At 32.7% G+C, this 13,010-nt stretch carries 9 protein-coding genes; all 9 read right to left on the reverse strand.

From position 1 onward, the window contains the following. Window positions 1–491: 491 nt before the first annotated feature. Complete coding sequence (locus ACYVEC_RS11555) at window positions 492–1,736, reverse strand: NAD(P)-dependent malic enzyme (RefSeq protein WP_063224990.1); 1,245 nt, start codon at window positions 1,734–1,736, stop codon at window positions 492–494. Between the two features lie 107 nt (window positions 1,737–1,843). After that, on the reverse strand, window positions 1,844–2,836 hold the full coding sequence (locus tag ACYVEC_RS11560; RefSeq protein ID WP_063224989.1) for a DUF4046 domain-containing protein: 993 nt from the start codon (window positions 2,834–2,836) through the stop codon (window positions 1,844–1,846). A 256-nt stretch (window positions 2,837–3,092) separates the two neighbouring features. After that, window positions 3,093–4,286 carry a Ger(x)C family spore germination protein gene (locus ACYVEC_RS11565; RefSeq protein ID WP_063224988.1) on the reverse strand — a complete coding sequence of 398 codons (1,194 nt, stop codon included), beginning with the start codon at window positions 4,284–4,286 and terminating at the stop codon, window positions 3,093–3,095. Further along, entirely contained in the window at window positions 4,283–5,374 is a 1,092-nt protein-coding gene (locus tag ACYVEC_RS11570; protein WP_063224987.1) for a spore germination protein, read from the reverse strand. Before ACYVEC_RS11570 ends, ACYVEC_RS11565 begins: the two co-directional genes overlap by 4 nt. 26 nt (window positions 5,375–5,400) lie before the next feature. Next, on the reverse strand, window positions 5,401–6,975 hold the full coding sequence (locus ACYVEC_RS11575) for a spore germination protein (protein WP_063224986.1): 1,575 nt from the start codon (window positions 6,973–6,975) through the stop codon (window positions 5,401–5,403). 680 nt (window positions 6,976–7,655) lie between these two features. Next, window positions 7,656–8,600: a response regulator gene (locus tag ACYVEC_RS11580; RefSeq protein WP_063224985.1), complete on the reverse strand. Its 945-nt coding sequence runs from the start codon at window positions 8,598–8,600 to the stop codon at window positions 7,656–7,658. Window positions 8,601–8,604: 4 nt separating this feature from the next. Then, the gene (locus ACYVEC_RS11585; RefSeq protein WP_063224984.1) at window positions 8,605–9,921 is read right to left on the reverse strand and encodes a sensor histidine kinase; all 1,317 of its coding nucleotides are present in this window, start codon (window positions 9,919–9,921) and stop codon (window positions 8,605–8,607) included. Between the two features lie 232 nt (window positions 9,922–10,153). Beyond that, on the reverse strand, window positions 10,154–11,134 hold the full coding sequence (gene glsA, locus ACYVEC_RS11590; RefSeq protein WP_063224983.1) for a glutaminase GlsA: 981 nt from the start codon (window positions 11,132–11,134) through the stop codon (window positions 10,154–10,156). A 124-nt stretch (window positions 11,135–11,258) separates the two neighbouring features. Beyond that, window positions 11,259–12,683 (reverse strand): alanine/glycine:cation symporter family protein, encoded by a 1,425-nt coding sequence (locus ACYVEC_RS11595; RefSeq protein ID WP_275719230.1) that lies wholly within the window; start codon window positions 12,681–12,683, stop codon window positions 11,259–11,261. Between the last annotated feature and the right edge of the window lie 327 nt (window positions 12,684–13,010).

The raw sequence follows: 13,010 nt of genomic DNA on the forward strand, positions 1-13,010 counted from the left end.
TTTGTTAATTTTCATACTTCACAAGGAATAAATATATGCGTTTTACAAATATCAGAAAGGGAGATATACATAATTTAACTTTTTATACGCTAAGAACTAAGTAGAGAACCTTTACTATTAATCTATTAAAAGAAGGGTTTAATGTTTTAAATCAAAGTTGTAAACAAATCCTTTACATGTTGCAACAAACCACTCTAATAATAATTAATAGTCATTAAGTGATTTTCTGTTAAATTTCTTAAGAGCATGGATTTATTCACTTTCTTACAACTAACTTATATGAATAGCCTGTCAGTAAAGGATTCAAACTACTTTCAAGCTGATTCTAATAGAAACGTATCTTTAATTTGATAACTAATACTACAAAATCCAATCAAAAACACATGAAACAATTAAAAAAACTTTAAGAATATAGTAAGCTACCTTAGGCGAGATAGCCTGATTCAATTTCATATAATCTTTACTACATAATATTTTCTTAAGAAAAATATTTATTTTAATATATTTACCTCTTTTGTTAACCTGAATAGATTGTTTTTAATTTCAGACATGCTGATATTTTTTCTTGAAACACCGGTTTCCACTGCAGCACGTGCAACAGCATATGCTACATGTGGCACCACCCTAGGATCAAATGGATTTGGAATGACATAGTTGACATGAAGCTCTTCTTCTGAAATTAACTCAGCTATTGCATAAACAGCTGCTAGCTTCATTTCTTCATTAATTTCTTTTGCTTGTACATCTAAGGCTCCACGAAAAACTCCGGGGAAAGCTAGTACATTATTTACTTGATTAGGAAAGTCAGAACGTCCTGTACCAACTACTAGTGCTCCTGCTATTTTTGCTTTATTAGGCATAATTTCAGGTGTAGGGTTAGCCAGGGCAAAAATAATAGGATTATGATTCATAGAACGAATCATATCCTCATCAACTACATCTGCAGCTGATACGCCAATAAATACATCAGCATCAATAAGGGCCTCTGCTAATGTTCCCCGCTTCTGTTCTATATTTGTAATACGGGCTATTTCTTCTTTAAGCGCATTCATTCCAATAGGTCGCTGTTCATATATTATCCCTTTTGTGTCACACAAAATAACATTTTTTACATGCATATGAAGTAACAGCTTAACAATGGCAATCCCAGCAGCACCAGCACCATTTACAACGATTTGTACATCTTCAATTTTTTTATTTGTTAACTTAAGTGCATTAATTAGGCCAGCAATCGTTACAATAGCTGTACCGTGTTGATCATCATGGAAAACAGGAATATCACAAGATTTTCTTAGACGCTCCTCAATTTCAAAGCATTGAGGTGCTGCAATATCTTCTAAGTTTATCCCACCAAAATTTGGTTCTAATAATTTAACAACCTCAACAATCTTATCCGGATTATTAGTGTTTAAACAAATAGGAAAAGCATCGATCTCAGCAAATGATTTGAAAAGTAAAGCTTTTCCCTCCATCACTGGCATAGCTGCTTTAGGTCCAATATTCCCAAGACCTAATACTGCAGTTCCATCAGATATTACCCCAACTAGATTCCCTTTCATTGTATAATCATATACTTTGCTTTCATCTTTATAAATCTCTAAGCATGGCTCAGCAACACCTGGTGAGTAAGCGAGACTTAAATCTGTTGAATTTTGTACTTTAATTTTAGAATAAACACCAATCTTCCCCTGTTTTTCTTTATGCATTTTTAATGCTTCATTCCGTAAAGGTGACATATAATTTCGCTCCTATAATTAAGTTAAGAATTAATTAAATCAATATTTTATTAACTCTATCTTAAACTTGATATTGTATGATATAAGTAAGACTTCTAATATAATCATTATTTATTTTTATAACCTTTTAACATATCTTTTGCATAACGATTGGGGTATAAAGTATTTAACATATTGTATGGACTTCCTTTCCAATATCTTCTTAATGGTGTCCATAACTTATGTTTAATTAACCACCTTTGTGTGTAAATAGATAGTAATTGCTCCTCTGTTAGTTTTTCCTTTTCTTCAATAGTCCACTTCAGCGCCTCTAATGCTTTTTTTTCAGTCCAAAATCCGGTAGGTGTGAATTTATATTCCCATTCTTTATTTTGACCAGGATATAACTCATTGATCATGGAGTACGGACTGTTATTCCAGAATATTTGACAAGGAGAAATTAATTTATGAATAGTAAGCCATTTTACACTGTAAACTTGTAATAATTGAAAAGAAGTTAATTTTTCTTTTTCTTCAATAGTCCACCTTAATGCTACCAATGCTTTTTCTTTAGTCCAAAACTTGTTAGGAGTCATACTAAATTCCCACTCTTTAAATTTATTAGGGTATAAAGAATTTATCATTGCATAAGGGCTACCATTCCAATACATAACTAATGGTGCACTGAGTTTATTTTTCTCTAACCATTTTTTACTATAGAATTTGAGTAGTTCTACTTTACTTAGCTTTTCTTTTTCTTCAACAGTCCATTTTAATACTTCAAGAGCTTTTTCTTTAGTCCAAAAATTTAATGGTGCCATACCAAACTCCCACTCTTTAAATCTATTAGGATATAAGTCTTCAATCATCTTATAGGGACTGTTATCATAACCATGTTTGAGCGCGCCGAGTAATCGATATTTTATAATTAAAGGCGTATTCCATTTTTGTTTAATATCCTCTTCATTCCATTTTAAAATTGTTTCAATTAAATATTTTGTGACCCTTTTAGATAGCTCTCTATTGCTATCTTCTTTCCATGTATTCGGTGGAAACCTACTTCTTTTACCGTCTAATATTTCTTGATAGATTTCTTCTATTTGCACTGCTTTCGCTTGCACTTCAAACTCCCTCCTACTCAAGACATATAGCGATTTCTCTTTCCTAACGTTAAATAACACGCCAATAGTAACTGTTGTTATCTTCTTTATAGCGCAAAAGAAATGCATAGGATAAAGAAATAATGAACTTTTAATAAAATCATTTCTTTAATTTATAATAAGAAGGACATAAAAAAACAAAAAGTTACAAAAATTTTTAAATTAAAATTTTTGTAACTTTTTGTTTTTGTGTAAATATAAGGTCAATTAAGACGTCTCATCGTTTTAAACTTGACGCTCCATAATCTTGTATAGTTACATTTATATGATATTTAATCGGTACCTTACTAAATGTTCGATCCCAATCTTTTTTGACTTTCTCCCATGTTCTCGGGTGTTTAATTCTTAATTGGTTGCCAAAACCCACAATATCGACTTGATATTCTTTTTGTATTTTTTTTGTAACATGATGTACTAAGTGCTTTACTTCTTTTTCAATAGCTTTTTCTTCTCTTTTTAAAAATTCACTTTCAAAATCTTTTCCTGATTGCATCCAATTTTCAGACAAACGTCCTTCTGATTCAATGTTTACATCAAAGGAAATATTATTTCCGTTAACATGTGGTATGATTTTGCTTTTTATTGACTTTACTTCGTATATAATAAGTTTCTTTGATTCTTTATCAAAAGTTTTTACCACACCACCATTCCTTTTTCCATTTATCCATACTACTCCTTCCAATTCCTGCTCATTTAAAAAGCCCATCAACTTTTTTGTCTTCCCTTTAATTACAGCAGCTCCTGCAAATTTTGTTTCTCCATTTATTGAGATTACATTTTGCAAAAGAAAACTGGATCCTGACCGCATCTTTCCTCCTAATTTAGCGAGCGATACAGGAGGTAAAATCCTTGTTGTTCTATTTCGATTATCTGCAATTCCAGACAAACGAAATGCTGGGATTTCTCCGTTTTTGTTTGATTCCAGTACCTCCTTCGCTAGACCCTTGCTAATTAAGATCATACAGCTAAGCCGAACCTCATTGTCACGGAGATACTGTTCAAGTAATTGTTCTAAACTGTATGTACGTAAAAGACTATCACTAATAACAATGTTTTTTAAATGTGGGCTGAACATTGTGCTCTCTCTTTTCAATGAAAACTCACGAATAATTTGATGAATGGAATCACCGGTCTCAGAAACATTTATATAACGTTTTTGTTGTCCATTCCCTTTACTTTGCGCTTGCGAACTAACAATTTGATAAGTAGCTGTTATGAGGTTTCTTTTTGGATACCTTCCTTCCTCATCCTCTTTCTCAATTATTGACTCCTTCCCTTTATCTAGTGCTATACCTGCAGTTAAACTCAACTCTTCTATTTCTTTACTGCTCCAACATCCTGTTAAAAATAGAAGCAAAAGCGTCCCTAACAAAGCCAAATAGAACCGCATATAATTAAATTTCTTTTTCACACTATTCCTCCTTTTAATCGCTTAATAATAAGAAGGAGCAGTGGCAGTAAACCAAATAAAAATAAAGCCGCATTACCGAGCATATCCCCCAATTTAAGCAAATGATTTATATTTTTCGAAGTCATAGCAATGATGTAAATGATTGGAATCAAAGCAAAAATAAACGGATGAATACTCTTTTTAAAGAGTTGCGCTAATCCTAATGCAGCTGCATAGTAACTAATTGTATATGTAGCAAATATTTGCATAATCCATATTACAAGCAGTAAAGACTCAAAACGTTCAAATATCAAACCAGAAATTTCAAAACTGCGCATAAGGTCAATTGTTGGCCATGTTCTTGTTACAACCCCATCAATTGATAATGCACCAATGACCATTACAACAGTTATTACATAAAAGATTAACGGAATAGAAATTCCAACTAAAATAGCTTTTACTGCTTTATTTCGTTGTTCCATAAACACCAAAAGAATTAACATGATTTCAGGTCCTGTAAATGCGAGAGACGTTGTTTTTATCCCATCTATCACTGGTTTAATTCCCAAACCTAATACGGGACGGAGATTATCTATCTCGAATATTCCGATACTCATAAAGGAAATGAGTAAAAAAATAAAAATAGTAATAGGAAATATTATTTCAAACATCCGTGCAATTGAATTAATACCACTCATAATCAAATAAAGACCTATCCACATAAAAGGCATAACAATAGCCCATGTGGGGGTTCCTTCCAGCAAAAAAAAGCTTATTACTTCTGCCATTGAACGAATTTGAAAGGCTGAAGTTGTAAGAAAATACCCTATAATAAGAAAACTAAGCAACCTGCCTATCCATTTCCCTACAATATCTTGACTGTATTGATAAAATGTTTTATTTGGAAACTGCTGACTTAATTTGACCATAATTACTCCTGAAACCATTGCGAGTATCCCACCTAATATCACACTTAGCCATACATCTGGTGTTTTCACTTTTTCTACAGATGCTCTGGGCAGAGTGAGGATTCCTGTTCCAAGTATGTAATTTACAATAATAACAACTGCTTGTGAAGTTGTTATTCGGTCTTTAGGTATAGTAATCACTGAAGGCCACTTCCTTTCGTCATCAGCTACCTTTTGCGGATAGTTTTTTTTGTATGCATTATTTTTGGCCGACGTCTCATTATTTTTAATGGCATGCGAACCATAAAATCTTTCCAGTCACTAAATCGATACGGAACAGCAGGGCTAGTATAAGGAACTCCAAAACTTTTCAGTTTCACTAAATGACTGCAAAGTAAAAGAAAGAAGAGAATAACTCCATACAAGCCAAATATCGCAGCACAAAACATAGCTACAAAACGAAGAATGCGTAACGTAATTCCCACACTATATTGCGGGATAGTAAAAGAAGAAATAGCTGTTACCGCAACAACGATAACCATTATTGGGCTAACAATTCCTGCTTCTACGGCAGCCTGACCAATTATTAACCCGCCCACAATTCCCATTGCAGGTCCAATAGGTTTAGGCAAACGTAAACCTGCTTCCCGTAAAACTTCAATAGCCACTTCCATAATCAATGCTTCTATTAGAGCGGGAAAAGGCACTCCTTCTCGCGATCCGATAATAGAAATAGCGAGCTTAGTGGGAATTAATCCTGGCTGAAATGAAATGAAAGAAATATACAGTGCTGGGGCAAATAATGAAACAAAAGCTGTCATGAAGCGTAATAAGCGGAGAAGCGTACCAGGAATCCACCTTTCATAATAATCTTCTGGTGATTGCAGCAGCATACTAAATGTAACTGGAGCAATTAAAACAAATGGTGTTCCATCTAACAAAATAGCTACTCGGCCTTCCATCAAAGCACTAATAACACGATCAGGTCGTTCTGTATTTTGAATCTGCGGGAAAGGACTGAGATAATTATCTTCAATGAGTTGCTCTATGTAACCAGATTCGAGTACACTATCTATGTCAATTTTCTGAATCCTGTTTTTTATTTCTTCCACCAATTCTGTACTAGCAAGATCTTTAATAAATGCGACAACTAGCTCTTTCTTTGCACGCTCTCCTACTGGTAGCTTTACTAATGATAAGTTCTCATCCGCACAATGCCGTCGCAAAAGTGAGGTATTGTCACTTAATACTTCAGTAAACCCCACCCGTGGACCTCTGACTAATGCCTCCGATACTGGTTCTTCCATGTTTCGTTTATTTGCTTTTGTTGTACCAAGAATAAACACATCTGCTAAACCATCAATTAAAAGAGCTGTTGAACCTATCAATACTTTGGATATCAAATCTTTTATGTAATGGACTTCTGCTACTTCACTAATTGTAAGAACTTTATTTTTAATATATTCTTTTGAAACAGTCCCCTCCACATAAGAAGATTCATTTTTATATTCGTCAGAAAAATCATCCATTAGTAATTTCATAATATGTTTGTCAATTATCTCTTTATCTGATAGACCATCAACAAAAATGATCCCAGCCTGAATATCTGTGCGTCCAATATTAAACTTCCGAAAGCGAACATCAGAATTATGTCCGATTTGTTGCTTTATAAGTTCTAAGTTAGAGGCAAAATCATTTGTGAAATGAACGGTTGCATTTTGAGAAGGTTTATACCCTTGTTTCGTTTTACTTTGAATATTATTTTTTTTCACTTGTTTGTCTCTTGACTTCCACCAGCTCATTCTTCCCACTCTTTCTCTGACATACGAACCCAATGAAAAAATCTTGAGATAGTATACGGAATTAAAAACAAAATAAAAGCTTGTACAAAGACTTTCCAATCTGGAAGATAAGAAGTAATTATGTTCCACATTTTTATCACCCAATTTATATACTCTGCTAGGATTGAGATTTCTAAAGAACGATATGTACTTAATAAAAAATAACTATAAGATTAAAGAGCAGAAAAGCAAGACATTATACTTATTTAGTACCAATAGCCTAGTTAGTATAAAAACATTTCTGACCTAAAATACCATTTCCAATTATAATTTGTTAAATATTATCTCCCTTTCCCTTATTTATATGCCCGCATTTGAATTTTAAATAATATAAGGATTAATGATATTTCCTCTTAAAGAAAAAAGATGCTAGAAGATAGCATCTTTTTTAAAATTCAACTTACTATGTATTTATATTTTATTTTGGAAATACTCATTTTTTTAAATGAATATTAATGTTTAAAAAATACATATTCTTTTGTTCTAAGTTAGTACATTTCTACCGAATCGATACGGAATTTTCTGATTTTAAAACCAATATGAAATAAAGGAAAATACGCTCTTAGAAAAACTATATAAAACAAATAACATTAAAACAACTATCAATTTATTAATTGAAAGTAATAATGAGCAAGAGTTTATCATCTTAATTCCAAGTGTATTCGTTTTGCTTCAAAATAAAGAACTTGAATAAATTTTTTCGTATCAATACGAGCAGGTAATGTTGGTTCATTATTCAATTCTGTCATCTTTCTCCTTACGGTAGTAAAATCAAAAAATCTAGAAGCATAATTTTCGAACTTCGGGTTTAAAAAATCAGTAAGTCCAAGGGATGCTAAATGGTTTAATGATTGATAAATTGCTCTCCGAATCCGTTGTTTGGAAGCTTCTATGAACCTTTTTAATTCGGTATCTTCAGCTGAATCCCCAAGTTTTTTTTGAGCTAAATTCATAAAAATCTCTTTTAGTGAGGGAAAACCTTGTTCCAACGTGTTATCTTGTTCATATTTATATAAATAATCTAGCATATCCATTAAATCTTTACTTCCACTTTCACTGGCTATTCCTAATTCAGACAAAAGAAAATGAATGGAATTTTGAAAATGATTAAAAGTATTTAAATGTTTTTCATTACGGTATTTTTCTTGCGCACTTGAATTACTATCCAATTTTAGTACCGTATTAAGCGATTCTTGAATGTTTTTTATCGATTTTTCCAAACGAATTCTTTCAATGACTTTCCGAACAACTGTTAATACTTCAATCCGGTTAATTGGCTTAATAATATAGTATTCAACGCCAAGTGAATAAGCTTCAGCAATTAATTCTTTTGATTCTACTTGAGAGACCATGATGATTTTCCCTTTAAACGAAGGCTTTATTTGACGAATTGTTTTTATTCCATCTTGAATCGGCATTAACAAATCGATAAATAAAATATCTATATTTTTAAGGATTGGCATGTATTGCTCTAAAGATAAACCATCCTCAGCTTCTCCTATAACCTCTCCAAGATCTTCATCCTCGATAATTTGAGCCAACATTGAGCGAACCGCTTTTTCATCATCTACTATATAAAAATACATAGAATCACCCTTTCGAAATTATATGATCAATCCCTAATCTAATTATAAAAATTGATCCTTTTCCTTCGGTTCTGTCCTCAAGCGTAACATCACCTTCAAGTTGTTCGACCATTTCTTTAACATACGATAGTCCGATGCCTGTCGATGGATTGCCTAAATCATCATATTTAGAAGTAAAACCAGGCTCAAAAATTGAATCTTTATATTTTGAAGAAATACCGGGACCATTATCGCCTATTTGAAATTCAACAAAATGGTGGTCTTTATTAATGTCAATTGTGATGGTTCCCATACCTTGGATAGCTTCTACAGCGTTTGTAACGATATTATTTATAATAGATAAGATTGTATAAATATGATAATGAGAATGTACACCATCAATTTTATACACAAATTGAATGTCTTTCTCTAGTAACTGTGCATATTTCGTATTCGCCCGTATAATGATATTTACCAGTTCATGTACAGACATATAATCTGTAAAACTTTCATCAGAAATTAGTTTTGAAAGCCCCGCAAAAATACGTTGATTATCCTTTTTAACATCATGGACCTCACCAGCAATTTGTAATGCCTGTTGCCTTAAATCCTGAAACTGAAAATCCATCTGTTTATGCTCAAAAGAATCTAAGGTTTTATATAAATCATAGGATTTTTTTGTTATATTCTCAGCATCTTGTAATGTTTTTTTTAAATGAACAGCATCTTCATATAAATTAGAGATGAGCATAAGCATATGTTCATTTTGTTTCTTTATGTGTCTCTCCCTTGATTGCGCTTCATACAATTTCATCATATTGAAAAAGCTTAGAACTATAAAACTATGGGAACATGCGATAACAATGATCTCATTTATTGCCTCGGATGTGATCGATGTTTTTAATACGAAATATTGAATCATTAATTCCACACAGTCTGACAATATTTCAATAATGCAACCAATCAAACCAATCATTAGTGGTTGATGATAAAAACGTTTGATTTTTGCTAAATGAAAGAGATACGAATACGTAAAATAAAAGAAAAAACTAGGATAGTGAGTATGAAAAGCGGCTAACCAATCCATATTTCCCTTTATAATGACATCCATTGAGATACGAAATACTACAACGACTATCGCTGTTAAAAAACCCGGTAAAAATGCTGGAACTCGTCGAAACAATAACAAAAAAAAGAAAAATGTTGGTGCACCAAAGCTCATTCTAAATGTTTCATTTAAGGGAAATGACTTTATTTCACCTACTAAGGGTACTGTAAGTATCATTAAAACGAGAATATAAATGTCTTTTTTTACTAAATTACTAAGATTCAAAATAATCACTTCTCACTTTCGCCTAACAGTCAGTATACAAACCTATTTGCATTAATACAACACTTACTCTATTTTTTTCAAAACTGATAAATAAGATATAAACGAAAGCATTACAGATTGTGAGTATTCATTACACTCTTCTACTTTAGAAAGATACTTTATAACTCAAAAATGTTCAGACACAATATAAGGTCTGAACACTTTTGGACTCGCTCTAACATCAAAATATCTGTGCTCCTTTTTAAAATATACTTAAATCCCATTCTTTTGCAATATGTTCTAACAACATAATTCCTGGTAAACTATTCCCATATTCATCAATGGCTGGTCCGTAAATACCAATACCACATCCATCTTGGAACGATAAATCCTTCCTAGACTTTGAGGGAACAAGTGTCATAATTCCGCCGGATACCCCACTCTTAGCTGGTAATCCAATGAAAGCAGCAAATTTTCCAGAAGCATTGTACATTCCACAAGTAAGCATTAAAGCTTTTGTTAACCTAGCTACTTCTTTAGGGAGCACTTGTTCTTTGCGAATAGGATGATATCCATCATGTGCTAGTATAAGCCCTATTAAGGCAATATCTTCTGTATTTATTTCAATCGAACATTGTTTTAGGTAAACCTCTAGTGTCTCCTCCACATCTGATTCTAGAAAACCATTCTCCTTTAAATAGTATGCTAAAGCTCTATTACGATGAGCCGTTTCCCATTCTGATTGAAATACTATTTCATTAATAGCAGGACGCTTCTCTATCATTTTTTCAATTAATACGTATAGAGATTCTAATTTTTCTTGCACCGATATCCCTGGCAAAAGTGAAGTTATCGTAATCGCTCCAGCATTAATCATAGGATTAAAAGGTTTTCCTGGTTTATGTATCTCTAAACGAATAATCGAATTGAAGGCATCTCCAGTTGGCTCTACGTCAACTCGTTCTAATACATAAGAAATACCGCGACTTAAACAAACGGCTATAAATCCGATTACTTTTGATATACTTTGTAATGTGAAAGGTACCTCCCAATCTCCTGACTTTATCATTGTTCCATCTGGCTTTACTATACAAATACCTAACTGCGATACATTTATTTCTCCCAGAGCGGGAATATAACTGGCGCTTCGTCCCTTAGCTGCATACGTTCGATAATGAGCTACCCATTGATCTAAGCAAACTTTTTCTTGACCCTCAATTTGAACGATAGAATCCTTTATCATTTAACAATATTCCCCCGTACTATTAACTTTATATAGAATAATTTTTTCTTTAATATCATCAATAATATTTGCACTAGAACCAAGAAAGATATTCAGACATATTGCAGTCTGAATATCTTTCTTATTACACACTTTTCTTTTTTGAAGTTTCCTCATAACTATCCCAACATTCAACATTTTCAAGCCCTTTAATGTTTTCTTTATAAAAAACAGGATCTTTACCAGCTTTTTTCTGGTTTATATAATCTAGTAACGCCGCAAATGCTACTTTTGAAAGTAAGGTAATAGCAATTAAATTAATAATAACCATAAAGCCCATAAATAAGTCCGCTAAATCCCATACAATTTGAATCTTTGCAACAGAACCAAATACAATCATAGCCAACACACTTATTCTGTATATCATTAACCACACTTTACTTGTATGTAAGAAGCGAATATTTGTTTCACCATAATAATAGTTGCCAATTAACGCACCAAATCCAAATAAAAAAACAAAGATAGCAAGACAACCCGATGCCCAAGAACCGATGTGTTCACTTAATGCTGCTTGTGTAAGTGCAATACCATTTAACCCCGGTTGTTTATATGCATCAGAAAGCAAAATAATAAAGGCAGTGCTAGTACAAATGATCAGTGTATCCGTTAATACACCAAATGCTTGAATCAGTCCTTGTTTCACCGGATGACTTGTTGTTGCTGTTGCAGCAACGTTTGGTGCACTTCCCATACCAGCTTCATTTGAAAATAAACCACGTTTAACTCCATTCATAAGTGCTGCACCAATTGAACCTCCTGCTATTTGTTTAAAACCAAATGCGTTTTGAACAATAAGAGAAAGAACTTCCGGCATTTTTGATATGTTGGTAACTACAACAAATAATGCAACTCCAATGTATAATACCGCTAAAAATACCACTTTGTATTCAGCCATTTTTGCAATACGTTGTACACCACCAAAGATAATCGCAGCGAAAGCAATGGCCATGATTATCCCGACTGTTAGACGATCTGTACCAAATGAGTTTTGAAAAGCAATTGTAACTGTATTTGATTGTACTGAATTGAATACAAGACCAAAAGTAATTGTGATTAAAATAGAGAATAATACTCCCATCCAACGTTTATTCAATCCTTTTTCCATATAATAGGATGGACCACCGCGGAAGCCAGTTTTATCTTTTACTTTATATATCTGTGCTAATGTACTTTCAACAAAACTGGATGCCGAGCTAATAATAGAAATAATCCACATCCAAAATACAGCTCCAGGACCTCCTAATGCAATCGCAATCGCAATTCCTGTAATATTCCCTGTTCCAACGCGAGCTGCCATACCAATACAAAACGCTTGAAAAGGAGAGATTTGATCTTTAGAACCACTTTTCCCCTCCATTAATACACGGACCATCTCTTTTAACATTCGAAACTGTACAAAATTCAATTTAAATGTAAAATAAATTCCGCAAATAACAAGCATAATAATTAACAATTTAGACCATAAAAAATCATTCGTTGATCCGACTAAATCTACAAAAAACCTTTCCATATTATCACTCCATACCCCAAATTTATCTATCATAATCTATATAAAATCACCTATATTCCCTGGCATAAATACCTCATTCATATTCAAATACAACAAGGATAAAAATTTTCTATATTAATAGGATTGGCCTGTTTAAGCAACCGTCACAACATGTAACTGTAAAACTGGAATTTTGAAAAACTTAACGTTTATACACACGGTGCTCTATCCCCTTCTGTAAAACTAATATTCTTATCCACTAATGTTGTTGTACTATTATGTTTGTTTCGTTTACCGGTGATTTACATTTAAATCATAATAATCAATAGTGATTAACTGGTTTTTTGT

This window comes from Bacillus sp. MN7755, from assembly GCF_054771475.1.